The organism is Mycobacterium sp. IDUB_19 (assembly GCF_055419445.1).
The window spans coordinates 1-24,670 of the sequence record NZ_JBVAXR010000052.1 but is presented as its reverse complement, the minus strand read 5'-3'; the positions used below and the strand labels follow the sequence as shown (position 1 = coordinate 24,670).

Genomic DNA, 24,670 nt, shown 5'->3' with positions numbered 1-24,670 from the left:
TGTCTACCGAGCCCGAGGCTAACGCGACGGGAATCGTCAGGCTAACACGGGTATGCACCGACACCACAGCTCAGAAGGGGCGAAAGTCCGGCACTGCAAACGTATTCTCGCCAAGGTGGGCAACTCGGCGCCGCGTCGGCGCACCGTGATGCCCCGGGGACGGCCAGGGTGTCTGCTGGCTGCCGTTACGTGGACGCGCAGCTGCGCTACTGCGGTGGCATGGCGGGCGGCGGATACACACCGCGCAGGATCCACGGCAGCCAGTTGATGGCGTACTCGACCTCGTCGCTGGCGTCGTAGTCGGGGCTGGGATCGAGTGGGACGTTCTCCTGCAGCGCCACCGCCGGCGGCGGTGCTCCCCTCGGTGCTGCGGCGGGGGGTCGTTCCGATTGTCCGTAGACGGCCACCACGACGGTGCGGTCCCGGGCGTTCTCCGACCACACTCCAATCTGGCTGTTGGCGCAGTCGGAAATGATCGCGAAATACCCTGGGTTGTAATACCACTCGTTCATCAGCTCGACGCCGCTGATCGCCACGGCGGGATTGATCGCCACGGTCTCGGCTACTCGCCCGTGGAAGCCGGCGGCATTTGCGCGGTCTTGCGGTGTGGATCCGTCAGAGCCGATGTCGTCGCTGAGGTTTCGATTGTTCAGCACATCGAGGGTGTGTCGTTGGGCGGCCAGCTGTAGCTGAGGGTTGATCTTCACGTCGTTGGTGCAGCCGGCTTGGTGCTGAACGGTGAAGACGTTTGCCACCACGCTGTCGTTGAGCCGCTTGTTGTCGGCCTGCGCAGCGGGTGCACCGCAGACCGCACCGGTCGCCGTCGAGTACAAAGCAAAGAGGGCCAATGGTTGATACCGCATGTCGTAGTTCCTTTCCTTCAGCCGCCGGTCGCGGACGGCGGCCGGTAGTGCGCCGCCGAGTTTCGCAACTGCCAGATCAGTGCCGGGCACAGCTCGTTAACCGCCTGACTGATCAGGTAGGAAGCCTGGTATTCATCCGAGGTGTTGAAGTCGGCCTTCACCTCCCCCATGACCTGCGCGTAGTTGCGGTCCTGAGATACCTTGTCGCAGATGCCATGTCCGTAGCTCAAGGCCGCGTCAGCGTTGGCGAAGTGGTAGCCGGGACGCGTCGTCACGTTGACCAGATAGGCCACTACGTCGGCGTGCGCACTCGGCGCGACCGCCGTCACCGATAACAGCGCAGCCGCCAAAGCCAAAGCTGCAAACGGCTTTGCGGGTGTGCGGTGAGACGAACGGCGCTGCATCGTCGTCAGTTCACACCGGGTCGAATTGCGAGATCAGCCAACGCCCGTCGATCTTTTCGAGTGTGACGCGAACGCTGGACGCGGTGTTGGTGGGCGCGTCCTGGCCGACGATGATGACCTGGTTCACGAATAGCAGGACGACGGCGTGGTTAGTGGCGGCCGAGACCGATGCCGCGCCCGGGACGGTGGCCACCGCGGAGATCTGCTTCTGCTTTGATCCGGGAATCACCACGTCGTGGGTCAGTTGTGTGTAGGCGTTCAGGAACGTACCGGTCAGCCTGCCCCTGGCGGCCTCGAGGTTTTTCTGCACGGTGTCGGGCCGGTAGGACAGCAGCGCGACGGTGCCGTCAGTGGCGGCCTGCACGGATTCCACGCGGGCGACCGTGGCGTCGCGGACGGCGGCGTCCCGCCATTTCAAAAACCCCGCAGCAGACGCCAGCGACATCGCCAGTGCAGGCAGCAGCCCGTAAGCGATCACCCGCGACCAGCGGATGCGACGCCGCCCCCTCGCCGGGCTTTCATCCGAATCCGGCATCTCGACCTCGGCAGCCGATTCAACCGCCGAGTCGGCTTCATCGCGTTCACCGACTAGCGGCGACTCGATCGCGCTCATGGCACGAACCCGACGTTCGAGACCTTGACCTGATCGCCGGCCTGCTGAACGGTGATCCGCATGCGCCACACCCGCGGAACCGGGTCGCTTTCACCGGCATTCGACGTCTGAACCGATACGGCCACCAGCGCCTGGGCGGTGTCGGCGGTCTGCGACTCCAGGCCCGCCTCGGTGATGGTGCCGACTGTGGTGGCCTTGGCTTGCTGAAGCACTTCGATGAATGGCTGTGACCGTTTGGAGAAGTCGTTGTAGAACTCGCCTGTCGAACCGTCCAGAATGCGACGCACATCAATATCGGCATGCCGCCAGTCGATGGTCGTCAGATTCAGCGCGCCCTGCCTGGCTACTTGCAGTAATTGACTACGTTGGGCCTGCGCCTGCTGCGACTGATGGACGCGAAATCCCAACCAGCACAACAGCATCGTCAGCGCAACGGTGGCGACCAGGCCGAAAAGTATCGCGAAACGCGGCCTAGCTCTTTTCGCCCGGGTCCGCGGCACTCTGTCCGCCTCGGCCACCTCGGATTCGGCGACCTGGTCCTCGGGGTCGGCCTCGGACCGGTCGACCTCCACGGGCGGTTCGGAATCGGTTATTACCGGCATACCGTCCTCCTCCATCGACGTCGTGCTTGGTGGGTTAGTCATCGTCGTCAGTTTCCCGGTGGCAGCAACATCGCCTGCCATGTCTTGTCTTTCGGCGCGGTTTGAGCCAGATCTGATCGCGTGTATTGATGGCCGTCGGGTCCCGTATAGGTGCCGGTGGCCGGGTCGTACTGGGCGGCGGCGATGGGTGGCGGTGCCGGCGCGGGTCCCGGGGGGCCCGTCGCGCGCGGTGGGGATCCGGGCGGCAGCTGCGGGATATCCTGACCGGACAACGTGGCGTTGGGATCGCCCTTCCAGTTGTAGCCGTCGTTGAGTGGCACGTACTGTTCGTTGCTCTCGCACAACTTCACGGTGGGTGCACGCTTGCCGGGCACGGTTTCACACGGGATGTTCCGTGCCCCGCGGACGTTGAGCTGCGAATCCTGCGGGACCCTGCAATACAGATCGCCGGCCGGGCGGCCCGGGTAGTCCTCGGACGTGGGGACGCGTTGCTGTTGGGCCGGCAGGAATCCCGTGGTGCACGGTGGCGGCAGGTTGAGGTTGAGGTTGAAGCTCAGATACTGACCCCGATATGCCTGCTTGGTGTTCAGGTTGGCGAGGATCCCGGCCTGTTCGGCGCTGATGGCCATCGGGAATACCACCAACAACTGTTCGATGTCGTTTTGGTAAGTGAGCGCGACCTGGCTGACGCTGACGAGGTTGGCCAGCAGGATTGGCAAGGTGGGTTGCACGCGCTCGATCAGTTGACGCATCTCCCCCAAGGCGGGACCGCCCTGGTCTATGACGCTGCCGATAGTTGCGTCGTGCGTTTGCAATTCGGTTGTGACCGTGGCCAGGTGTGATGCCCATCCGGCGATCGCATCGGACGTGTGGCTCTGCGAGTCAAGTACGGGTTGCGCCTGGTCGATCAGCGCCACCAGCGGATCGAGATTCTTGCGAGCATCGGTCGCAAGGTCCGAAGTTCCGATGACCAGCCTGGAAAGCTCCGGACCCAGCCCGCCTACCGCGGTGTACGACTCGTCGACGACCGTCTTCAAGTTGTCGTGCGGTATAGCCCCCAACGCGGTGTTCGCGGCGCTGAGAAGGGCGTTGATGTCGGGCGGCACCGAGGTATTGGCCAACGGGATGATGTCGCCGTCCTTCAGCGGCGGCGAGGTGGCGTTGCGGGGCAACAACTCGACGTACGATTCGCCGATCGCCGTTTGGCTGTGCACCTCGGCTTTGAGGTCCGACGGAATAGCAATGCCGGATTTCAGCGACAGCACCGCTTGGACGCCGGTGTCGGTGAGCCGCACCGATTCCACCCGGCCCACTTCGAAGCCCCGGTACGTGACGTTGCCGGTGCCGTACAGCCCGCCGGACTCCGGCAGTTCCATCTGCACCGTGTAGCGGCCGACGCCGAACAACATGGCCGGCAGCTTGACGAAGTGCAGGAAAGTGATAGCCAGCACGGCCAGCGCAATAACCGTGAAGACGGCCAGCTGAATAATCACCCGTCGGGGTAGATGCAGCATCTATGGCCCCTGATCCCAGCGGTAGGCCGTTGTCAGCGGATTGCCGGGGGTGCCCCGATAGCCGGCGGTGCACGGGCTGGGGAACTGGCCGATGGTGCGACCCCACTGCAGCTCGAGCTGGGTCAGATGGCACTCCCAGCGAGTGCCGGTGAAGAGGCCCTGGTCGATTCGGCTCAGCGTGAGGTCGACGATCGCGGTCAGGTTGGCGTAGTCGCCACGCTGGAAATTCTGGAATGTCTCATTCGGAAACGGGAAGGTGGCCAATAGCGATAGCGACCGGGTCAGGCTCGGCCCGGCGTTGGCGAGCGACTCCAATACCGGACCGACTTCCTGTAGTTCCTTGATCAGGTTCGTTTTGGTTCTGTTGACCGAATCCACGGTCAGGGCACTGAATTTGCTCAACTGATCCGCCGCCTCAACGAGCTTGTCGCGCTCGCCGTTGAGCACCGCGAGCGCGTCGGGGACGGTTGCCAGGGCCCGATCCAGGACTGGTTGCTGGGCGGCGAACTTCTCGACCACGCGGTTCAGGCTCTCGGTGGCCGCGATGATGTCGCCGGACTGGTCGTTGAGATACGCAGAGAATTTGTCCAGCTGCCTGATCAGGCTACGGACGTCTTGCTCGCGGCCGCGAAACGCGGTGCTCAACGCCTCGGTGATGTCCTGTACCTGACCTAGTCCACCACCGTTGAGCACCAACGACAACGCCGCCAACGTCTGCTCGGTGCTCGGGTAGGCACCGCCGCGGGCCAGCGGAATGACGGACTGGTCGCGCAACTTACCCTGCGGCGCTTCATTTTTCGGCGAGCTGAGCTCGATGTGGTAAGAGCCCAGCAGGCTGGTCGTGCCGATTTTGGCCATCGCGTTGGCGGGCAGCCTGACGTCGCCATTGAGCTGCATCGTCACCAATGCGTGCCAGCCCTGACGCTCGATTTTCGTGACATGGCCGACCGTCACGTCGGCAACGCGGACCCGCGAGTTCGGCTGAACATTGTTGACATCCGGCATCTGTGCCTGGATCACAAACGATCCCGGCCCGCCGCCCTGCGTGCCGGGCAGCGGCAACGAATTCAGGCCGTGCCAACCACAACCGGACAAGGCGGCCACGACCACGACCATCAACAGACTCGCCGCTGGGCGGCGCAGGCGGCGGATTCTCACGAGCCACCTCCCGGTGGCATCATCAGGCCGCGCAGGCCCGCGGCGGGGTCGGTCGTCACCGTCTCGCTCACCGGCGCACCCGGAGCCGGCGGCGGCGCACTCGCGGCGGGCGGAACGAAGTCGGGGCGCATCGAATCCTCGCTGTAGGTAACCTCGTTGGGCCTCGCCTGCGCTCCGACGAAGAGGTTCTCGCCAATCGGCGGGTAGTTGTACTGACGATTCTTCACAATCGGCGCCATGTACTGCACGCAGAGTTTCGCCGCTTGCTCGCCTCCCAACCGAGAGGCCGCCTGAATTGCGCCGCACAGGAAGGAGATTGGGTTCGCCATGTTGTTGCCCGCCAGGGCGCCGGTCAGCGAACCGTTGGCCGGCTCGAAGATATTGTTGAAGTTCTGCAACACCGTAGGGCTGATGTGCAACGTCTGCTTGATGTCGTCGAGGCTGTCGACCAGCACCTTGCTGATCGACGTCAGCTTGTCCGATGCGGTGCCGATCGACTCGCGGTTCTCGGCGGCGAAGCTCTGCACATCGCCGACGACCGCGTTGAGGTCCTCGGCCGCTTGAGCGACTTTGTTGGGGTCGTCGGCCAGCAGCGAGGACACCGCGGCCAAGTTGTGGTTCAGCTGCTCGAGCAGATCGGCGCTGTCGTGCAGCGCAGTCACCAGCGTCGACAGATTTTTCAGGGTGGAGAAGATGTCTTTGCTGTGATCGCCCAGTGCCGAAACAGCTTGCGATAGCTTGATAATGGTGTCACGGATGGTGGGGCCCTGCCCGCGCAGGTTGTCGGCGGCGGTATTGATGAGCGCACCCAGCGTGCTCACGCCGCCCGGCTGGGTGGGCTTCAACAACTCGGTCAACCGCTGAAGTTGTGCACGTAGATCATCCCACTCGACCGGTACCACGGTCCGGTCCTGGCCGATGACCGCTCCGTCGGCCATGACGGGCCCGCCGGTGTACGGCGGCGTCAGCTGGATAGCCCGGCCCGTTACCAGTTGCGGCGACAGGATCGCGGCCTCGGCATTGGCGGGGACTTTGAATTTGCGGTCGAAGGAGAACGTAATCTTGGACCGCAGCGGCTGCGGTTCGATTTTGAGTATCGTGCCCACCGGTACACCCCGGATGCGGACGTCGTCACCGGCGAACACGCCGTTACTGTTGTCGAAGTAGGCGACCGCGACGGTGCGGGCGGCCTCGCCGGCGGTTCGCGTCGCGACGATCACTCCCGCGACGAGCACCAGGACCAGGGTGGACGCCAACACGGATCGAGCCCGTCGGAGTTTCGTTGTCACGGTTGGCCTCCCGGCGCCAGCGCCGGCGGCCCAGGCGGTGGTCCGCCGGGCGGTGGGGCCGCTGGTGGCTCCCGGTAGGGATAGCAGCCCGGGCCGGGTAGCGGCACGCCGGGCAAACCGCACGGATGGTCGCCGGGGTTGCCGGTGATCGCGTCGGGCAGATTCAACCGCGGCTCGCCGCTCTGGCCTGTCCGCGGGTACGGGAGCGGCAATGCGGGAGTCCCGGGTTGGCCAGTGGGTGGGTCGGTCACCTGTGACGGGAGCAGGGTCGCAGGGTCCAGCCCCAGGTCGGAGAATGCGGCACTGATAAACGGTTGAACGAACTGCCCCGGCAGCAGATTCACCACGTATGCCTTGAAGAAGGGGCCGGACGAAAGCGACTCGCCTAGCGACATGACATAGGAGTTGATCAGCGGGATGGCCTGCTGCAGCCGCTCCTTTCGGTTTTCGACGATTGCCAGCACCCCGTTGAGCTTGTCCAGCGCGGGCCGTAGCTGCTGTCGGTTCTCGGCGATAAAGCCCTGCAATTGCCGCGACACCGCGGAGATTTTCGTCCAGATCTGTTCCAGGGCAGCACTTTGTGTCCGCAGCTGTGCCAGCACCGCATTGGTGTCTCGCACCAGCGCGACGATCTGGTCGGTCCGCTCGGCCAGCACCCCGGTGGCTTTGGCCGCGTTGTCCAGCAGGCTACGCAGTTGGGTGTCGCGCTGATCGAGCGTTTGGGCCAGGCGGGCCACGCCTTTTAGCGCGGTCCTGAAATCCGCCGGCGTATCGGCAAAGGTTTGCGCCATGGTGTCCAGCGATTCGGACAGCCGACTTGTGTTCAGCCCGCTGATCGTGGTGGCCAAGTCGCCCAACGCATCTGGTAACTGGTAGGGCGACGTTGTCCGTTCGATGGGGATGGGCCCTTCGAGCCGGCCCTCGCCACGTGGTAGGACGTCAAGGAACTTGCTGCCCAACAGACCTTTGGTTTTGATCGCCACCTCGGTGCGGTTTCCGAGCCGAATGTCGTTGTCAACCTTGAACTTGACCAGTACGCCAGGCCCGTCGAGTTCGATGCTGGACACCCTTCCCACCGGGTAGCCCGAGACCTCTACGGTGTTGTCGGTTCGCAGGCCGCCCGCGTCGGCGAAATACGCGGAGACGCTTTTACCCTGATCGAGAAAGGGCAGCTTCTGGTATTGCAGGGCGCCCAATACGGCTCCTGCGATGGCCACGATGCCGACCGAGCCGATGATCAGCCGGTTGCGTTCAGCGAGTGATTTCATTTCGGTGCACACCGCCCGGTGGCCTGACCGGCCACCTTGATGTACACCGGCTGGCCGCCTTTGCCGTTGACCTTGAGCACGACGTCGCACAGGTAGAAAGCGAAGAAGTCGCCGTACATACCCTGGCGGACCAGCGCGTGGTATTTGTCCGGCAGCGTGTTGAGCAGATTGTCGAGGTAGTCGTGATCGGCGAGTGCGACCTCGGAGACCCGATCGGTCTCGTGAACCACCTTCGAAAACGGCGCGCGAGCTTGCGACAGCAGGTCGGTGATCGAGGCGGCGGCTGCATTCGTGTACGCCACCGCGTTGGAGATGTCGGTCTTCCGTTCGGCGAGCCCGTGCACCAACTGCGATAGCGACGTCACCGCTTTGTCCAACCGATCGCTTTGGCCCCCAAGTGAACCCAGCACCAGGTTGAGGTTGTTGACCACTTGACCGATGAGCTGATCGCGGTCGGCCAGTGTGTTGGTCACGGCCGCAGCCTGATCCAGAAATGACGCGATCGTGGGACCCTGCCCCTGAAACGTTTGCAGTAGCTGTTCGCTGAGCGCGTTGACCTGCTGGGGGTTCAGTGCGCGAAACAGCGGCTTGAAACCGCCGATCAGGGCATCCAGATCCAGCGCCGGTTTGGTGCGGGCCAGCGGAATCGTTTGGCGCGGAGTGAGTATGCCCAGCCCGCCGGCTCCTTCTTCCAGCGCCAGGTAACGGTCGCCGAACAGGTTGTCGTATCGGATCACCGCTTCGGTTCCCTGCGTGAGGGTGACCGAATTGTCGGCGGTGAACTCAACCCGCACCGTCGCGTCCGGGTTGATGGTGATCTTTTCGACCTTGCCGACTTCAACGCCCGCGATGCGGACCAGCTTGCCCTCCCTGAGGTTGGACACGTTGGTGAACTGGGCGTAGTACGTGTTGCCGTCGGCGAAACGGGCCTCTCCGAAGACGGCAACCAGCAAGGCTCCGGTCAGCAGGCAAACCGCCAGGAAAATACCGAGGCGCAGTACGACGCCCCTCAGGTTTTCCTGCATGGTTCATCTCCTGCTGTGTCTGTGGTGGTCTCGTTCGGGCTCACGGCGGCGGTGCTGGACCGGGCTCGGCCGGCGGTGGGGCCGGCGGCACGCCTGGCCACAGCGGCACTCCGCCCGGGCCATACAGCGCCGCGCCATATGGCGGACCTCCGGGGTTCGGCCCGATTGCCGGCCCCGGAATGCACTGGCGGATCGAGGGCGGCTTGGGCTGGGCGCGGGTCACCGGGAAGTAGTCGGCCCAGCACGGATGCCCGAGGCCGGGGTTGGGCCTGATATCGAGCCCGGTCCCCCATCCGGTGTTGGTGACGAGCTCGCGCACCGGGAAATTCTTTGTGGCATCTGGCAGGGACCCGCACCCCGGCTTTCCGCCGGGGCCGCCCTTGGCGGCGACAATCGGCACGTTGTCGGGAAAGGCATAGGGGTCGTTGCCCAGCAACAGCGCGACATCGAGTTGCAAGGTCCGGCCGTCGGCACCACCCCACGCCGAGTAGCCGCCATTGTCGAGAAACCACTTGGTGCCCTGCAGGAAACAGGTGTACTCGGGGTTGTATTTGAGTAGCAGGTTCGTGGTCGGCTCGAGATTGTTTACCGTCGTGATGAGATTGTCCCTGCTGTAACCGAGTAGGTTGGCCCCGCTGTTCGACAAACCAATTGCGTTGAGCAGCAGGGTATCCAGTTGACTCGAATGGTTCACGACGGTCATGCTGGTTGTGCTGGCGGCGTTCAGGATCGTCAGGATGTCCTGGGCGGCAGCGCTATAGGTGTCGCCGAAGTTCTTCAGCGATCGCCAGTCCTGGCGGATGGTTTCGCTGCGCGCGTTGAGTGCCGTCAGGACCTGGTTGAGGTCGGTGGTGGCTTTGCCTATTCGTTCGCCTTGCCCGCGTACGGCATCAGCAACGGCGGTCAGCACGGCGTTCAGTTTCAGCGGATCGATCATGTTCAGCAGGTCGACAACGTTCTCGAAGACGGTGTTAATCTCCGTGCTGACATTCTTCGAATGCAACACAGCTCCGGCGGAGAGCCGCGCACGAGCGGGGTTCTGCGGTATCACCAGGTCGACGAACTTGGCGCCAAACGCGGTGGTGGCGCTGATCTGCACCTCGACATTGGCTGGGATGTAACGGATTTGGTCGGGCTCGATCTCCAGTTTGAGGCTGGAGCCCGTCTTGTCCTGACCGGTCTGGTCGATCTGGTTAACCCGGCCCACCTGCACACCGCGCAGCATGACCTTGGCGCCGGTGTCCATCACCAGCCCGGAGCGGTCCGCGCTCAGCGTTACCGGCACGTAGGACCGCAGGGTGCCGCTGAAGGACATCGCCGTCACAAGGACAACCACACCGATCGCCGCGAACAGGATTAGCGTCCACCATGCGTCGTGCAAACGGTGTCTACTTGGCCCGCGATTCATGCCACTAGCTCGCCAGGTGGAAGTTCGGGGATTGGCCGTAGATGGCGAGCGTCATGACGACGATCGCGATCGAGGCGAGGACCATCGAGGCGCGCACGGCCCGGCCAACGGCTTCGCCGACCCCGGCGGGGCCGCCGTGCGCGGTGTACCCGTAATAGGTACACACCAGCATGATCATCAGAGAAACCACGACGACCTCGAACGACGACCAGAGCACATCGGTCGGGCGAAGGAACGTGTTGAAGTAGTGGTCGTAGACACCGGACCCCTGGCCGTAGACGGCCGTAGTGCCGATGCGAGCAGCCAGATATGCCGTCATGAGCCCAACGCAAAATAGCGGGATCGCCACGACCACTCCCGCCACCACTCGCGTGCTGGCCAGGTAACTGACGCTGCGGATACCGATGACTTCGAGCGCATCGATTTCCTCGTTGATCCGCATCGCCCCCAGTTGTGCGGTGGCGCCGGCGCCGACGGTGGCGGCCAGCGCGACCATGACGGTTCCGGGCTGAATCTCCCGGGTGTTGAAGAAGGCAGATGCGAAGCCGGTCAAGGCTTCGACTCCCACGGACGCGAACTGGTTGTAACCCTGTACCGCGACGATTGCGCCGGTGGTCATCGCCAAAAACCCGACGATGACCACAGTGCCACCGATCACCGCGAGAGTGCCGACGCCCAGACCCATTTGCGCGATCACCCGTAGCAGTTCGCCGCGGTAGTGCATCACGGCATCAGGAATTCCCGCGACGGTGCTGGCATAGAACCGTACCTGCGATCCCATCCGAGTCCATTCGCCCGCAATGCTTTTCGCGAGGCGTCGCACCTGCGTAGGGCTGCTCGGAACACTGACCGTCATCGGTTCACCTCACGACACCATGAACGGCATGCCGACGGCCGTGACGATGATGTTGATGACGAACAAGACGACGAAGGCAAACACCACAGTCTCGTTCACCGCCCTGCCGACGCCGGCCGGGCCGCCGCCGACCGACATGCCCTTGTAGCAGGCGATCAGTCCAGCCATCAGCCCGAACAGCGTCGCCTTGATCATCGAAATAATGACGTCGATGGTGTGGGTAAGGGTGGTCAGACCCGCTACCCACGCGCCGGCCGAGACGTGCATGAGAAATACGGAACAGAAGAACGCGCCGATGAGACCCGTCGCGGTCACCACCGAACTCAGGGCCAGCGAGACCGTCGTGGCCGCCAGCACCCGCGGAACCGCCAGCGCCTGGATCGGGTTGATACCCATTACCCGCAACGCGTCGAGTTCCTCGCGGATGGTCCGCGCGCCCAGATCGGCACACATGGCGGTGGCGCCCGCGCCCGCGACGACCAACACCGTGACGATCGGGGCGCTTTGGTCCACCGTGAAGATCGCGCAGCCGGTGCCGGAAAAATCCGCGGCACCGATATCGGTCAGCAGGACATTGAAGAGGAATCCCGAAATCACCGCCCACGGGATCGTCATCAACACACCCGGCAGTGTCGACACCCGCGCCACGAACCAGCACTGAAAGAGGTATTCACGCCATGCGAACGGTGGTCTGAATATCGACACGAACGTCTCCGCCGACATCACGAAGAAGTCGCCCATCGCGCGGACCGGCTTCGCCGCTTGACCGACCACCGTCACCATCGCGCCGCGCACCGCCTGGATTCGATGCTGTGTCGTCGGGTGGAGCTGTTCACGTTGTCCCCCGGACAGTTCGAAGTGGACTAGCGACATCCGCGAGGGTACGCGGCAGGGTGCCCTCATGTCCATAGCCAATACGCACAATTGCCGCTGACTGATCAGTAAATAACGAAGCAAATAGCTACTTATGTGTGATGATGTATCTTGCTAGTACTGTCTGAATGCCGGGCCACTGGCCGCGTCCGCGGCTGTCGTGCGACCGGGCTCCGGGCCGTGTCACCTTGGCCCGGCCGAGCCTCATCTGCTCACTCCGGAACCGGCTGCAGCGCCCCCGAGGGGCACAGGTTGACGGCGTTTTGCACCCGGCGCGCGACATCGGCTTGAGGGCCGGCCGGCACCTGATCGGAGGCGAGCAACGCAATGCCGGCGTCGTCCTGGTCGAAGAACTCGTCGGTGGTCATCACGCACATTCCGGCGACTGCCGGGTGTGGGCCGAATTCATGAAGTCGCGGAAGTGCAACCGACGGCCGTCGCGCAGCGTCATGGTGATGTCGGGCTTGAGATCACTTGGGCCGCAGACGACTTGAAAACTTCGCGCAGCGTGACGGTGAGTTCATAATCGGGTGGGTGTAGATCACCCGCATGACGATGTTGGCGGCCCGGAACTGAAGTCTTGGTGCCCGGATCCAGAGAAGCGCCGTTGCGGGAATGGTCACGAGCGACGCTGTGCCCGCGACCCAGATACCGGTGTATGTCCATGACCGATATGCAATTGAAAGCGGGATGATCCGATGAATATCCGTGTTATCGCGTATATATGCCGAATGATGTATCTTGATAGTCCGATGAAGATCGCGCCGGCGTGCTACTGCTCGAGGAGGACTCCTTCGCATGACTGATACCAAGGAGGCCAGCGAGAAGCTCGTCCGCGACTTTCTCGGATCCTGGCAGGCGCGCAGCCTGGAAAGGATCTGCGGCGATTTTGCCGACGACGCGGTCTACCACAACGTGCCGGTCGAGCCGATCGAGGGCATCGCGGGCATACGCGCGGTTTTCCAGGCGTTTCTTGACGCGTTTTCCGATGCCAAGCTCGACATCCTCACACTGGCCGCCGAGCCAGGCTTGGTGCTCGCCGAACGCATCGACTACTTCACGATGAACGACGGCCGGAAGGTCGTGCTCCCGGTGACCGGCGTGTTCGAGGTCAAGAACGGCAAGATCACTCGCTTCAGCGACTACTTTGATCTCGCGGCCTTCGAGCGGCAGAGCGGGATGAAGCTGTAGCCGATGCTTCTGGCAGGATTGGTAATTCCGGCGCGCACGAAGGGGGTTCGAGTCGATGGGGACCGTCGCTCAACCCGTTAGGCGCCGTCCGAAGGACCGAAAGCAGCAGATTCTAGAGCAGGCCGTTGGGCTCTTTATCGACCGCGGTTTCCATTCGGTCAAGTTGGAGGACATCGCTGAGGCGGCAGGAGTCACCGCGCGCGCGTTGTATCGCCACTACGACAGCAAGCAGGCGCTGCTCGCCGAGGCGATCCGAACCGGCCAGGATCAGTATCAAATCGCGCGTCGCCTCACCGATGGCGACGCCGAGCCGACACCTCGGCCGCTGAGTGTCGATCTACCGGACCACATCGCTGCGGCCGTTGCATCGCGATCCCTGGCGGTGTTGTGGCAGCGCGAGGCCCGTTATCTCAACGAGGGCGACCGCGCGGAGGTCCGGCGTCGCATCAACACGATCGTGGCCGGCATGCGCGACAACGTCGTCCTCGAGGTGCCTGGTCTGAGCCCACAGCACGCGGAGCTGCGCGCGTGGGCGGTGGCCAGCACGCTGACGGGCCTGGGAAGGCACAACCTGACCCTTCCGGCTGACGAACTCAATGAGCGCCTGTACCAAGCTTGCATGGCCGCGGCGAGGACGCCTCCCGTCGCCGAGTTGACGCCTTTGGATGCCGCGCGCGACGAGGACGGTGTGCTGTTCTCGCGCTACGAAACCCTGCTAGCCGGGGGCGCGCGGCTGTTCCGTGCGCAGGGATATCCGGCTGTCAGTACTAGTGAGATCGGCAAGGGAGCCGGCATCGCGGGTCCGGGTCTATACCGGTCGTTCTCGTCCAAACAAGCCATCCTGGATGCACTCATCCGCCGCGTCGACGAGTGGTGGAGCCTCGAGTGCATCCGTGCTCTGCGAACTAATTCGGAAGCCCTGCAACGTCTTCAGGGTCTTGTGCGGGGTCACGTCCGGATCAGCTTGGATGCTCCCGACCTTGTCGCTGTTTCGATCACCGAACTCTCCCACACCTCAAGCGAGGTGCGCGACGGGTACCTGAGAAATCAGGCCGACCGCGAGACCGTGTGGATCGAGCAGATCACCGAGTTGGTCCCCGAGACCACCGTCGTCGAGGGGCGATTGCTGGTTGCGGCGGCGATCAGTTTCATCGAAGATGTCGCTCGCACATGGCATCTCACGCGATACGTTGGAGTCGCGGACGAACTTACCGCCATCGCACTGTCAATCCTGACTAGCCGGTCCGAATCCGCCTGACCCCAGGGTCGGTCACCACAGCGCGGCGATAGTGCCGCCGTCGGCGATCTGAGTGGTTCCGGTGATCATCGACGCATCGTCGGACAACAGGAAAGCCACGATGCTGGCCATCTCCTCCGGTGCGGCCATGCGGCCCTGCAAACGGGCGATCAGCTCGCGCGCGCCGCCTTCTCCGAGCGTTTCGTCGAACGTCGTCATCGCGGTCTGCTGCATCGGGGTGTCGACGAATGCCGGCAACAGCGCGTTGGCCCGGATATTGGACGAGCGCAGCTCCGCGGCGGTGACGCGGCTGAGGTGGGCTACGCCGGCCTTGGACATGCCGTAGGCCGCACTGCCGCTCACCCCGATATGGCCGGCCAACGATGACATGTTGACGATGGCTCCGCCGCCCCGCTCGACCATCTTCGGCGCCGCATGTTTGGTGCATAGCCATGCGCCGCGCAAGTTGATCGCAATGACGCGATCGAAGTCTTCGACCCGCGTCTCGATCAGAGGAGCGAAATGAACCACACCGGCGTTGGCTACTAGTTTGTCTACGCCGCCGAACGACCCGACGCAGGCCTCGACCATGCCGATGACCTGTACTTCGTTGCTGACATCGACCTGATAACCGATTGCGCCAGAACCGATCTCGGCCGCGGCGATTTTGGCGGCAGTGCCGTCGATGTCCGCGCACAGCACAGTACAACCGTCGGCGGCGAGTCGCTGCGCCACCGCGCGGCCGATTCCGGCCCCGGCGCCGGTGACGATCGCAGCCTTACCCGCCAGGTCTGGATGGTTCAACTCGCAGCCGCCAAGGCTTCAGTTGCTATGCCGTGCTCGCGAATTGCCCCGAACATCACAAGGCCAAATCCTGGCATGTCATCGGAGAGTTGGAGGGCGTAAAGCCCAAGATCGCGCAGGATCCACGCCACGGTCTCGGGCATCGGGTCACCGGCCGCAACGCGCCGGGTGAAGAGGCCACAGGCCCGCGGCTGGCCGGACGGACGCAGGTAGACAACCACGCCGCTGCCCTGGGCCGACATCCGCGCCAGCGCGCTATTGAGTTCCCCGCCGCATCCGCACGCCCTCGAGCCGAACACATCTCCGGTCAGGCACTCGACGTGAACATGAAGCGGCACCGGCACTCCGGCGCCGGCCGAGCCGATGATCATCGCCAGATGCTCGCCACCATCGTGCACGTCACGAAAACCGATGACGCGCGAGTCGCCGGCCCAGGTGGGCAGGACGGTCTCGGTCAGCCGCGCCACCTGGGGCTCGGTCCGGCGCCGATACGCCACCAGCTCAGCGATCGAGACGACGGCCAGCCCGTGCTCGACGGCGAATTCGGTCAGCTCGACAGCGCGGGCCATCAGCGCGGGATTGCGCCGCGAGACGATCTCGCACAGCGCGGCAGCACGCCGCCGCCCCGCCAGCCTCGCGAGGTCGACAGCCGCCTCGGCGGGCCCGGGCCGGTCAAGCACCCCGTCCTTGCCGGCCTGCAGTGGGACCACGTGTCCCGGACGTAGGAAATCCGAAGCCTGCGATCCGCCGGATGCCAGTGCGGCGATGGTGCGGGCGCGATCGTTTGCCGAGATTCCCGTGCCCGTCCCGCGAACGTCGACCGACACGCAGAGCGCCGTGTTCCGGTGGCACATCGGCGGGAGGTTCAGCCGCTCGCATTCCGAACCCGGCAGCGCGACCCGCACATAGCCGGAGGTATGGCGAATCATGAAGGCCAACAGCGCAGGGGTTGCAGCGTCGGCCGCAAAGACAAGATAGCCGTCACAGTCCGAATCGCCTGTGACGACGACAGTTTGACCCGCCGCCATCGCGGTGATCGCGCGTAACACCCGCACATCGGTGGTCTTCATCGACAGTCCGCCTAACCTACTAACTCAGCCCGCCCAGAAAATCGAGCAACAACCGGTTGGTCTCCTCGGGCGCTTCCTGCTGAATCCAGTGCCCGACATCGGCAATCATTTGGGTGCCAAGATAATTCGGCATGACCTCGTGCGCGCGTTCTACGGCCTCGGCGCCCCAGGTAGTACCGACGTCGTACTGGCCACCGATGAACAATGCGGGTGGCGTGAGGGGTTTACCTTCCTGATCGGCCAGGTCGTGCCAGTCGTTGTCGATGTTGTGATAGAAGCTCAACGGCCCGCCGAAGCCGGAACGCTCGAACTCGCCGGCGTAGAAATCGACATCGGCGTCGGTGAGCCAGGTCGGCATCGTTTCCGGATAAATGAAGGCGTCCTTCAGCTTTGCGCCTTCGGCCATGCACAGCGGGCCGGCGCGGATCACGTCGATGGGATCCATGGATGCCAGGTCGAGGCCCGCGTCGACCGCTGCTTTGGTGGCCGCGATCATCCCCTCGCCGGAGACCGTGTAGGTCAGCCCGAGCAGCCACCGCCGCACGTCCTCCTCGATTTCCGCGATGATCCCGTCCTGCGCGGAGAAATAGTCCTGGTACCAAATGCGGCCTTCGCCCGCGAGCTCCACGTGGTAGTCGTTGGGACGATGCTCGCCGAAGGGACTGCCCGGCAAGCCAATAACGCCGCGACCTGCGAATGGAACGCTGATGCCGACGACGCCCGCACACCTATCCGGATGCAGCCAGGCGAAGGTCCACGCGACGGGTGCACCCCAGTCGTGACCTATCACGATGGCCCTGTCGGCACCGTAAGCGTCGAGGACGCCGACGACGTCGCCGACCAGTTCCTTGATGCGGTAAGCCGATTGCACGCGGTACTTCGACGAACGCCCGTAGCCGCGCTGGTCGATCGCCACCACGCGATAGCCCGCATCGGCCAGTGCGGGAATCTGATGACGCCAGGAGTACCAGGACTCTGGAAACCCGTGCAGCAGCACGACCAGTGGTCCGTCGCCGTCTTCGACGGCATGAATCCGGGTGCCCCGGCAGTCCAAGAAGCGGTGAGCCTGCAACATCTTCGCCTTTCTTGTCGAGGATCTATCGGGTGTGGCTGGGCACCGAACCACCAACGGCCACAAGCGCGTCTGCGGCATCGGCGGCTGGCACCGCGCGATTTTCGTAGTTGCGGGCGATAAGCGTCTTCTGTCCCGACAATCGGGTACGCGCCCACTTACCGATGACGCGGCTCGCCATCCGGGGCGTCATCAGTGACAGCGGTGGCTTGACGAGGTGCAGAACGGCCAAGAATTCGCGATAGGCATCGAGATCGTCGTGCACCAATTCCGTCAGACGATCCATGTACCAGGTGAGCAGCCGGAAATAGAACGGGCGCTTGTTGTCCACGTCCTTCATCCAGTCGAAGCGCAGATTTTGTTCGCGGATCACGAACCAGGCCGTGTCGGCCAGCTTCGCGATCGACCTGTAATAGCGGCGGGGAAGATCTCGGTGCCCCGGACCATATTTGGCCAGCAACAGCTGCATCTCCCGAACTTCTTTGAGCGCCAAGCTCATACCCAGGCCAGACACCGGATCGGCGCTGGTGTAGGCATCGCCCACGGCCACCAGCGCACGCGGCAGGTTACGTTTGTTCTCGTAGTGCAACCGGAGCATGTTCGGATACCTGAAGTTATAGATCGGCGAGGCGGGCTCGAGCCCGTCGATGTTCTCCCCCACTACCGGTGATGGCATCAGATCGGCGAACTCGCGGAACTCCCGCGCGGTACGCGGCGGCGAGTAACAGTTGTACGCCACCAGTGATGTCGAAAGAACAGTGCGCGAGCTGTCCACGTAGTACTGCGCGGCGTAGGTGTCCTCGAAGGGACGATACGCGTAGCAGATCACCATGACCTTGTCCTGCCACTGTCGCTCCGGCGGAACCCGGTGCTGCATCGTCGTGTAGAAGCAGTTGATGATGTCCTGCTCGACCTCGGGAGCTCCGATACCGATGCGATCCAGGAATTCCGGCACGCGGGTGTTCTTGCCCGATGCGTCGACAACGAATTCGGCCGGCACCACCTCGAATTCGCCGTCCTTGCTGACAGCGACCCCGACAATGGCATTGTTCGCCCGGTCGAACACGAGGTCGTCCACCTCCGACTCGTAGCGGAAGTCGATCCGCGGCTCGCCGTCGAGGCGGCGCCGTACGCACCACTCCAGCAACGGCCTGCCGGCGCAAACGATCTCAATGTCACTGGTGCCGGGCTTCTTCCAACTTCCCCCCAACCGAATTCGGTATTGAGCTGCCATGTCGACCTTGAACGCGCCCTCGCGCACCATGTCGTCGACGATGCCGGGAAAGAATCGTTCCAACTCGATCTGCCCTGCGGTCAGCAAGTGGTGCAGATGCCAGCCCTGTGCCGCACCCGGCCTGCCCTCACGCCGACGATGCGGATCGTCCTTTTCGAGAACGATGACCCGATCGAAAGTCTCGGTGAGCACCTTCGCCGCAGCAATGCCCGCAATGCTGCCGCCGATGACCACCGCGGTCCCGCGGCCGCGCTCGCGCACCTCGGCGAGGTCGATACTTGCGTAATCGAGTTGAGCGGGGCTGCGGCGCCGCGCTGCCCCACTGGGGACAAACTTCTCGTAGTAGAGCCCGACACGATGAAAGCTGTTGTCGTCCAACCAGGTTCGGGTGGCTTCGACCATCGGAGCCGGACCGCACAGGTAGACGTCGGCGTCGCCGCCGGACAGCATTCGTTCGTCCAGTAGATCCGTGACAAGCCCTGTCGGTCCATGCCATTCAGCGTTCGGGCGCGCGACGATGACGTGCACCTCGACGGCCGTCACACGTGCCCTGAGCGCCTTGAGTTCGTCGAGCTTGCACAGGTCTTCGTTGCAGGTCACCCCGTAGAGCAGGTAGACCGGGTGGGCGGTGTCCGGGCCCAGGCTCTGGGCCATCGCCAGGATCGCCGACAACCCGGTGCCTCCGGCGACCAGGATCACGGGTCGAACGAGCGGGCGCAGTCCGAAGGTGCCCTTGCTGCACCGCAACGCGATATGGTCACCCGGCCTCGCGCGGTCGCGCAGATAGTTCGACATCACCCCATCCGGCAGCAGCCGGATGATGAATTCCAGTTGACCGCTGCCGTCGGCGGGATGCGCGTAGGAGTAGTTGCGCCACGTATTGGTGCCAGGTACCTGCAGCTGCGCGAACTGGCCGGCCTGGTAGTTCAGCGCACCGGCCTTCGACGAGACATCCACCCGCAGCACCGCGGTGCTGGGCGACAACAATTCGATGCCGGTCACCACGCCGTCACAGGCAACCAGCAGCGCCGCGTTGTCGTCAGCCGGATACTGCAGTTCGATCCGGCAATCAGAGGTGGTGAACGTCTGGCAGGTAAGGATCTTGCGCGCTGTCCGCTCCACATCGGACAGGCCCTCGGTACGACCCATCTCGTACTGGCCGGCGGTACAGCTGGCGACACACGTGCCACAGATTCCGCTTTGGCATTCGCTGACGATGGCCACACCGTGCTCTTCGGCGGCTTCCAGAACGGTCTGGTCGGGCCGCACCGGCATCGTCTTGTGCGTTCCGTCCGAATAGTCAACGGTCACCTGACAATCCGCCATTGCGTGTCCCTTCCCCGGCCGGTAAACCGCTAGACGATCGCGGCGACGGGTTTCTTGGCAATGCGGGCGTTAAGTCTGGGCATGACTTCTTCAGCCAGCAGCCTTAGCGACTCTTTCCACGGGCCCGGGTTTTCGACGTAGTCGAATCCGAGAACCAGGAGGTGACCGAACCCGCCCACCTGGTCATAGGTGGCCTCGAGTTTGTCGACCACCGTCTCCACCGAGCCGACCACGAAGGTGTTCTCGGCGAGGTATTCCGGTGTCACGTCGTCGTCGGGCACCGACGGGTTGTGCTTATAGAACTTGGTCATGCCGAACATGCGGAACGTCGGCAGCACATATTCACGCATGTTGCGCCCCATCGTGCCGTCCACGGCATAGCGGAAGGCCTGCTCGTCGGTCTCGGCGACGAATACCTCGCGGACCAATCGCCAATCACGCCGATCCGGAGTCCGGCCGCTGCGCGCCGCGCCTTCCAACACCGCGTCCCAGTGTGACGCGACGTATTCGGTGTTGAGGTCCAGACTCATCGGTAGGTAGCCGCGCTCGCCCGCAAGCTTGAGGGTCTCAGAGCCCGCACTGAACCCGGTAACCCCGATGGGTGGGTGAGGTTTCTGAAATGGCTTGATATGACGCTTCATCAGGCCCTCGAACATCGGCGCGATTCCGTTGGCGTTCCAGTACTTTCCGCGATGTTCCCAAGGCTCGTCTTCGGTCCAGATGCGCAACATGATTTCGAGTGCCTCACGAGTCATCTCGCGATGCTCTCCGTTCTTTCCATCGACGTCGAACAGTGCCCAGTCGCCTGGAATTCCACTGGCTCCAACGCCCAACATGAATCGGCCCTGAGCAAGGTGATCGAAATAGGCCACTCGATGGGCTAATTCGACCGGGTGGTGGTACGGCAGCAGGTGTGCGCCGGGCGCGAGCTTGATGGACTTCGTCCGCAGCAGCGCCTGCGCCAATAGAAGGTCGGGAGCGCAGATCGGCTCCCAGGGCACGGTGAAATGTTCGCCGACCCACGCTTCGACGTACCCGAGTTGATCGGCCAGCTCGATCATGTCGAGGTCCCATTGGGTGGCGTCGTACAGGGAGCGCTCCGGTGGATGGGCCGGCATGAGGAATATTCCGATCTCCATGGGTCAACCCTTCTGAGATTTCTCGTGATCCGCGAGGTCGCTGCTCTAGGTATACCACAGTACTAGCAAGATACTTCGCTACTTACAAGAGCCAATTTGCTTGGGAATTTACCGAAGTATCGTCCGTATGCGCGCGTATTGGCTATGGACATCTTGCTGGAGTGCCGCGTAACCTCGCACAGGTCACCCGTTCAGGGGGAAGTGAGCAGTAAAAGGAGCCGCCATGAATGTCACCGGACTCCATCCGGTCGATCGTCGGGAGAGTTCCGTGCCGCAATTCGACTTCATCGGATACGAGACGTTCGACGACGGTCGTATCGCGGCGATCACCCTGGATCGCCCGAAACAGCGCAACGCGCAGACACGCGGAATGCTGGTCGAGTTGGGCGCCGCGTTCGAGCTTGCCGAGGCTGACGACACGGTGAGGGTAGTGATCCTGCGGGGAGCGGGCCCCGCCTTCTCCGCGGGCCACGATCTGGGGTCGGCTGACGACGTCCGTGAACGCTCACCCGGGCCGGACCAACACCCCAGCTATCAGTGCAACGGAGGCACGTTTGGCGGGGTGGAGTCGCGCAATCGTCAGGAGTGGCATTACTACTTCGAAAACACGAAGCGGTGGCGGAATCTCCGCAAGATCACCATCGCACAGGTCCACGGCACGGTGCTGTCCGCGGGCCTGATGCTGGCCTGGTGCTGCGACCTGATCGTCGCAAGTGAGGATGCCGTGTTCGCCGACGTCGTAGGCACCCGGCTCGGCATGTGCGGGGTCGAGTATTTCGGCCATCCGTGGGAGTTCGGCCCGCGCAAAGCAAAGGAGTTGCTGCTTACCGGTGACTGCATCGGCGCCGACGAAGCGCACTCGCTGGGCATGGTCAGCAAGGTGTTTGCATCAAGCGAATTAAGCTCCAGCACAATCGAATTTGCTCGTCGAATCGCCAAGCTCCCCACCGTGGCTGCGTTGCTCATCAAGGAATCGGTGAACCAAACCGTCGATGCCATGGGCTTCACCACGGCTCTCGACGGCTGCTTCAAGATTCACCAGCTCAATCACGCCCACTGGGGTGAAGTCACCGGCGGGAAGCTGTCCTACGGAACGGTCGAGTACGGACTCGACGACTGGCGTGCCGCGCCGGAGATCCTGCCCGCGACCAAACAGCGCCCGTGAGCCCGGACGCCATCGATGGACGTCAGTTACCCGCCCGAAGCGGAAGCATTCCGGTATCGGATTCGCGCATTCCTGGCTGAACACCTTCCGGCCGGCTGGGCGGGACCCGGCGCATTGTCGCCGGCCGAGCGGGAAGCGTTCGAGTTGCGGTGGCGTCGGGCTCTTTCGGCCAGTGGTCTGGTTGCCGTGTCCTGGCCGACGGAATACGGCGGGGGCGGGCTCTCCCCGATCGAACAGGTGGTGCTGGCTGAAGAGTTCGCCCGAGCCGGGGCGCCCGAGCGAGCCGAAAACGACCTGCTGGGGATCGATTTATTGGGTAATACGCTGATCGCGCTGGGCTCGGAGGCGCAGAAGAAGCATTTTCTGCCACGCATCCTTGACGGTGAAGATCGTTGGTGCCAGGGATTCTCGGAGCCCGAGGCCGGGTCGGATCTGGCATCGGTGCGAACCAGGGCTGCACTCGACAGCGATGAGTGGGTGATCAACGGGCAGAAGATCTGGACGTCGGCCGGTCTCACCGCCAACTGGATCTTTATTCTGGCGCGCACGAATGCCGATGTGCCCAAGCACAAGGGGCTGTCCTTCTTGCTGGTACCGATCGAACAACCCGGCATCGAGGTCCGCCCGATTGTCAACGCGGCCGGGCACTCGTCGTTCAGTGAGGTTTTTTTCACCGATGCCCGCACCGGATCCGCCAACGTCGTGGGCGGGGTGGGAAACGGATGGCCGACCGCGATGACGGCGCTCGGGTTCGAACGCAGTTCGCAACTCACGACCGCCGCAATCGATTTCGGCCGTGACTTCGAGCGGCTGTGCGAACTCGCACGCGAACGCGGAATGAACACAGACCCGCATATCCGAGCGGGGTTGGCGTGGTGCTTCTCCCGGATACAGATCATGCGGTACCGGGGCTACCGTGGCCTCACCTTGTCGCTGCATGGGCAACTGCCAGGCGCCGAGGCCGCGATCACCAAAGTCATTTGGAGCGAATACTTTCGGCGCTACACCGATCTCGCCGCCGAAATCTTGGAACTGGATGCGCTTGGCCCGCTGGGGCCCGGGAACGGCGGGGCGCGCCTGGTCCCGGAAGCGGGCACGCCGAACTCCCCCGCTTGCTGGATGGATGAGCTGCTCTACTCCCGGGCAGCCACGATCTACGCCGGCAGTTCGCAAATCCAACGCAATCTGATCGGTGAGCAACTACTCGGGCTCCCCAAGGAACCACGTCGGGAAGCCAGGCAGGGCTGAAACACGCGATGGACTTCAGTTACAGCACCGAACAAGACGACTTCTGCGCGTCGCTGCGCGGCTTCCTTCGCGACCACGCCGGTGGTGCGCGCATCAGAGAAGTCGCCGCAACTGACGGCCACGACAGCCGACTCTGGCAGCGGCTATGCGGCGAGATGGAGCTGGCCGCGCTGCACACACCGTCGGAGTACGGCGGAGTAGGCGCCACTCTCGTCGAGACCGCGATTGCGTTCGGCGAACTGGGCCGAACGCTGTCTCCTGTTCCGTTGGCCGCGACGACGTTTGCGATCGAAGCGATTCTTCGGCTGGGCGATGACGAGCAGCGCAAGAGCCTGCTGCCCCGCCTCCTTTCCGGCGAGCAGATCGGCGCGTTTGCCGCCACCGGTTACCAGGCGGCGGATGCGTCCGCGGCAACGGTACGGGCGCAGCGGCACGGCGACGGCGTCGTGCTCACCGGCGAGTGCACCGCTGTATTGCACGGCCGCATCGCCGATCTTTTTGTCGTCCCGGCCCTGGTCGACGACACCGCGGTGAGCCTGCACGTGGTGGCCGCCGACGCTCCTGGCGTCACGGTTGTGCCGCTGCCCTCATTCGACATCACCCGCCCCGTCGCGAAGCTGCAGCTGGCGCAGGCCCCCGCCGATGCATTGTCGGCGGGCGCCCCGGACGACGTCCATCGGGTACTGGACGTGGCGCGCGTGCTGCTGGCTGCCGAGATGCTCGGCGGCGCTGAGACGTGTCTCGAGCTTGCAGTCGAATATGCCTGCAGTCGAGAGCAATTCGATCGTCCCATCGGATCGTTCCAGGCGATCAAGCATGCGTGCGCCGAGATGCTGATCGAGATCGATGCGACTCGCGCCGCGGTGATGTTCGCTGCGATGAGTGCCGCTAGCGGAATGGAGCTGCAGATCGCGGCTCCATTGGTCAAGGCTCAGGCCGCGGATACCTATGTGTTGTGCGCCGGCACGGCCATCCAAGTCCATGGCGGCATCGCATTCACCTGGGAACACGATCTGCACATGTACTTCCGCCGGGCCAAGAGCAGCGAGGCGCTCTTCGGCAGCAGCGCCCGCCACCGCGCGCTGCTCGCCGACCGCGCGGGCCTGTAGGAATCTCGAGGCCTTTCGTGGCGGCTGGTTTCATTCCGGCGATCTGGTCCAGCAGGATCGCGACGGCTACATTGATGTCGTCGACCGCAGGAAAGACATGATCAACTCGGGTGCAGAGAACATCGACGGCGCCGTCGAGTCCTACGACGCGGGGCCCGTCGATACTCCCCTGCTGGACGAGACGATCGGGGCGAATTTCGAG

At 63.7% G+C, this 24,670-nt stretch carries 23 protein-coding genes and 1 pseudogene; 6 read left to right on the top strand and 18 right to left on the bottom strand.

Annotation, left to right across the window (positions count from 1 at the left end; translation table 11 throughout):
* Window positions 1-206: 206 nt before the first annotated feature.
* The 13 genes from ACZY0B_RS25020 to ACZY0B_RS24960 form a co-directional block, all read right to left on the bottom strand.
* Entirely contained in the window at window positions 207-863 is a 657-nt protein-coding gene (locus ACZY0B_RS25020; protein ID WP_463766928.1) for a CAP domain-containing protein, read from the bottom strand.
* 17 nt (window positions 864-880) lie between these two features.
* Window positions 881-1,267, bottom strand: coding sequence for a DUF732 domain-containing protein (locus ACZY0B_RS25015; RefSeq protein WP_463766927.1), 387 nt, complete (start codon window positions 1,265-1,267; stop codon window positions 881-883).
* A gap of 10 nt (window positions 1,268-1,277) precedes the next feature.
* Window positions 1,278-1,760 (bottom strand): hypothetical protein, encoded by a 483-nt coding sequence (locus tag ACZY0B_RS25010; protein WP_463766933.1) that lies wholly within the window; start codon window positions 1,758-1,760, stop codon window positions 1,278-1,280.
* A gap of 116 nt (window positions 1,761-1,876) precedes the next feature.
* Window positions 1,877-2,482: a mammalian cell entry protein gene (locus ACZY0B_RS25005; RefSeq protein WP_463766932.1), complete on the bottom strand. Its 606-nt coding sequence runs from the start codon at window positions 2,480-2,482 to the stop codon at window positions 1,877-1,879.
* A gap of 47 nt (window positions 2,483-2,529) precedes the next feature.
* Window positions 2,530-3,996 carry an MCE family protein gene (locus ACZY0B_RS25000; RefSeq protein ID WP_463766926.1) on the bottom strand — a complete coding sequence of 489 codons (1,467 nt, stop codon included), beginning with the start codon at window positions 3,994-3,996 and terminating at the stop codon, window positions 2,530-2,532.
* Window positions 3,997-5,112, bottom strand: a complete 1,116-nt coding sequence (locus ACZY0B_RS24995) for a virulence factor Mce family protein (protein ID WP_463766931.1) — start codon at window positions 5,110-5,112, stop codon at window positions 3,997-3,999.
* A gap of 38 nt (window positions 5,113-5,150) precedes the next feature.
* Window positions 5,151-6,443, bottom strand: coding sequence for a virulence factor Mce family protein (locus ACZY0B_RS24990; RefSeq protein WP_463766925.1), 1,293 nt, complete (start codon window positions 6,441-6,443; stop codon window positions 5,151-5,153).
* Window positions 6,440-7,711 (bottom strand): virulence factor Mce family protein, encoded by a 1,272-nt coding sequence (locus ACZY0B_RS24985; protein WP_463766924.1) that lies wholly within the window; start codon window positions 7,709-7,711, stop codon window positions 6,440-6,442. The genes ACZY0B_RS24990 and ACZY0B_RS24985 overlap by 4 nt, the downstream gene beginning before the upstream one ends.
* Window positions 7,708-8,736 (bottom strand): virulence factor Mce family protein, encoded by a 1,029-nt coding sequence (locus ACZY0B_RS24980; protein ID WP_463766923.1) that lies wholly within the window; start codon window positions 8,734-8,736, stop codon window positions 7,708-7,710. Before ACZY0B_RS24980 ends, ACZY0B_RS24985 begins: the two co-directional genes overlap by 4 nt.
* A 40-nt stretch (window positions 8,737-8,776) precedes the next feature.
* Window positions 8,777-10,144: an MCE family protein gene (locus ACZY0B_RS24975; protein WP_463766922.1), complete on the bottom strand. Its 1,368-nt coding sequence runs from the start codon at window positions 10,142-10,144 to the stop codon at window positions 8,777-8,779.
* A gap of 4 nt (window positions 10,145-10,148) precedes the next feature.
* Window positions 10,149-10,925: an ABC transporter permease gene (locus tag ACZY0B_RS24970; RefSeq protein ID WP_463766930.1), complete on the bottom strand. Its 777-nt coding sequence runs from the start codon at window positions 10,923-10,925 to the stop codon at window positions 10,149-10,151.
* Between the two features lie 84 nt (window positions 10,926-11,009).
* Window positions 11,010-11,783 (bottom strand): MlaE family ABC transporter permease, encoded by a 774-nt coding sequence (locus tag ACZY0B_RS24965; protein ID WP_463766929.1) that lies wholly within the window; start codon window positions 11,781-11,783, stop codon window positions 11,010-11,012.
* A 302-nt stretch (window positions 11,784-12,085) separates the two neighbouring features.
* Window positions 12,086-12,250, bottom strand: coding sequence for a ferredoxin (locus tag ACZY0B_RS24960; RefSeq protein ID WP_463766921.1), 165 nt, complete (start codon window positions 12,248-12,250; stop codon window positions 12,086-12,088).
* 421 nt (window positions 12,251-12,671) lie between these two features.
* On the opposite strand from ACZY0B_RS24960, the gene ACZY0B_RS24955 reads away from it, so the two are divergent.
* Entirely contained in the window at window positions 12,672-13,064 is a 393-nt protein-coding gene (locus ACZY0B_RS24955; RefSeq protein WP_463766920.1) for a limonene-1,2-epoxide hydrolase family protein, read from the top strand.
* A gap of 55 nt (window positions 13,065-13,119) precedes the next feature.
* Complete coding sequence (locus tag ACZY0B_RS24950; protein ID WP_463766919.1) at window positions 13,120-14,322, top strand: TetR/AcrR family transcriptional regulator; 1,203 nt, start codon at window positions 13,120-13,122, stop codon at window positions 14,320-14,322.
* Window positions 14,323-14,334: 12 nt separating this feature from the next.
* On the opposite strand, the gene ACZY0B_RS24945 is transcribed toward ACZY0B_RS24950, so the two are convergent.
* The 5 genes from ACZY0B_RS24945 to ACZY0B_RS24925 are packed head-to-tail and all read right to left on the bottom strand — an operon-like array spanning window position 14,335 to window position 20,946.
* Window positions 14,335-15,105, bottom strand: a complete 771-nt coding sequence (locus ACZY0B_RS24945) for an SDR family oxidoreductase (protein ID WP_463766918.1) — start codon at window positions 15,103-15,105, stop codon at window positions 14,335-14,337.
* Window positions 15,102-16,175 carry a 3,4-dihydroxy-2-butanone-4-phosphate synthase gene (locus ACZY0B_RS24940; RefSeq protein ID WP_463766917.1) on the bottom strand — a complete coding sequence of 358 codons (1,074 nt, stop codon included), beginning with the start codon at window positions 16,173-16,175 and terminating at the stop codon, window positions 15,102-15,104. The genes ACZY0B_RS24945 and ACZY0B_RS24940 overlap by 4 nt, the downstream gene beginning before the upstream one ends.
* Before the next feature lie 19 nt (window positions 16,176-16,194).
* Window positions 16,195-17,250 carry an alpha/beta fold hydrolase gene (locus ACZY0B_RS24935; RefSeq protein WP_463766916.1) on the bottom strand — a complete coding sequence of 352 codons (1,056 nt, stop codon included), beginning with the start codon at window positions 17,248-17,250 and terminating at the stop codon, window positions 16,195-16,197.
* Window positions 17,251-17,272: 22 nt separating this feature from the next.
* Window positions 17,273-19,807: an FAD-binding oxidoreductase gene (locus ACZY0B_RS24930; protein ID WP_463766915.1), complete on the bottom strand. Its 2,535-nt coding sequence runs from the start codon at window positions 19,805-19,807 to the stop codon at window positions 17,273-17,275.
* Between the two features lie 29 nt (window positions 19,808-19,836).
* Window positions 19,837-20,946 carry an LLM class flavin-dependent oxidoreductase gene (locus ACZY0B_RS24925; protein WP_463766914.1) on the bottom strand — a complete coding sequence of 370 codons (1,110 nt, stop codon included), beginning with the start codon at window positions 20,944-20,946 and terminating at the stop codon, window positions 19,837-19,839.
* Window positions 20,947-21,169: 223 nt separating this feature from the next.
* Between ACZY0B_RS24925 and ACZY0B_RS24920 the strand changes: the two genes are divergently transcribed.
* The 4 genes and pseudogenes from ACZY0B_RS24920 to ACZY0B_RS24905 form a co-directional block, all read left to right on the top strand.
* On the top strand, window positions 21,170-22,111 hold the full coding sequence (locus ACZY0B_RS24920) for an enoyl-CoA hydratase (protein WP_463766913.1): 942 nt from the start codon (window positions 21,170-21,172) through the stop codon (window positions 22,109-22,111).
* A gap of 15 nt (window positions 22,112-22,126) precedes the next feature.
* Complete coding sequence (locus ACZY0B_RS24915) at window positions 22,127-23,359, top strand: acyl-CoA dehydrogenase (RefSeq protein WP_463766912.1); 1,233 nt, start codon at window positions 22,127-22,129, stop codon at window positions 23,357-23,359.
* A gap of 8 nt (window positions 23,360-23,367) precedes the next feature.
* Window positions 23,368-24,468 carry an acyl-CoA dehydrogenase family protein gene (locus ACZY0B_RS24910; protein ID WP_463766911.1) on the top strand — a complete coding sequence of 367 codons (1,101 nt, stop codon included), beginning with the start codon at window positions 23,368-23,370 and terminating at the stop codon, window positions 24,466-24,468.
* Between the two features lie 4 nt (window positions 24,469-24,472).
* Window positions 24,473-24,670: pseudogene (locus ACZY0B_RS24905) on the top strand (hypothetical protein); the annotation flags it as partial.

Coding starts and splice junctions, on each gene's coding strand:
- ACZY0B_RS24995 (WP_463766931.1), bottom strand. CDS start 5,112: ATGGTCGTGGTCGTGGCCGCCTTGTCCGGTTGTGGTTGGCACGGCCTG.
- ACZY0B_RS24925 (WP_463766914.1), bottom strand. CDS start 20,946: ATGGAGATCGGAATATTCCTCATGCCGGCCCATCCACCGGAGCGCTCC.
- ACZY0B_RS24950 (WP_463766919.1), top strand. CDS start 13,120: ATGGGGACCGTCGCTCAACCCGTTAGGCGCCGTCCGAAGGACCGAAAG.
- ACZY0B_RS25005 (WP_463766932.1), bottom strand. CDS start 2,482: ATGCCGGTAATAACCGATTCCGAACCGCCCGTGGAGGTCGACCGGTCC.
- ACZY0B_RS24960 (WP_463766921.1), bottom strand. CDS start 12,250: ATGTGCGTGATGACCACCGACGAGTTCTTCGACCAGGACGACGCCGGC.
- ACZY0B_RS24935 (WP_463766916.1), bottom strand. CDS start 17,250: ATGTTGCAGGCTCACCGCTTCTTGGACTGCCGGGGCACCCGGATTCAT.
- ACZY0B_RS24910 (WP_463766911.1), top strand. CDS start 23,368: ATGGACTTCAGTTACAGCACCGAACAAGACGACTTCTGCGCGTCGCTG.
- ACZY0B_RS24965 (WP_463766929.1), bottom strand. CDS start 11,783: ATGGTGACGGTGGTCGGTCAAGCGGCGAAGCCGGTCCGCGCGATGGGC.
- ACZY0B_RS25000 (WP_463766926.1), bottom strand. CDS start 3,996: ATGCTGCATCTACCCCGACGGGTGATTATTCAGCTGGCCGTCTTCACG.
- ACZY0B_RS24985 (WP_463766924.1), bottom strand. CDS start 7,711: ATGAAATCACTCGCTGAACGCAACCGGCTGATCATCGGCTCGGTCGGC.
- ACZY0B_RS25015 (WP_463766927.1), bottom strand. CDS start 1,267: ATGCAGCGCCGTTCGTCTCACCGCACACCCGCAAAGCCGTTTGCAGCT.
- ACZY0B_RS24915 (WP_463766912.1), top strand. CDS start 22,127: ATGGACGTCAGTTACCCGCCCGAAGCGGAAGCATTCCGGTATCGGATT.
- ACZY0B_RS24955 (WP_463766920.1), top strand. CDS start 12,672: ATGACTGATACCAAGGAGGCCAGCGAGAAGCTCGTCCGCGACTTTCTC.
- ACZY0B_RS24920 (WP_463766913.1), top strand. CDS start 21,170: ATGAATGTCACCGGACTCCATCCGGTCGATCGTCGGGAGAGTTCCGTG.
- ACZY0B_RS24980 (WP_463766923.1), bottom strand. CDS start 8,736: ATGCAGGAAAACCTGAGGGGCGTCGTACTGCGCCTCGGTATTTTCCTG.
- ACZY0B_RS25020 (WP_463766928.1), bottom strand. CDS start 863: ATGCGGTATCAACCATTGGCCCTCTTTGCTTTGTACTCGACGGCGACC.
- ACZY0B_RS24975 (WP_463766922.1), bottom strand. CDS start 10,144: ATGAATCGCGGGCCAAGTAGACACCGTTTGCACGACGCATGGTGGACG.
- ACZY0B_RS24930 (WP_463766915.1), bottom strand. CDS start 19,807: ATGGCGGATTGTCAGGTGACCGTTGACTATTCGGACGGAACGCACAAG.
- ACZY0B_RS24970 (WP_463766930.1), bottom strand. CDS start 10,925: ATGGGATCGCAGGTACGGTTCTATGCCAGCACCGTCGCGGGAATTCCT.
- ACZY0B_RS24940 (WP_463766917.1), bottom strand. CDS start 16,175: ATGAAGACCACCGATGTGCGGGTGTTACGCGCGATCACCGCGATGGCG.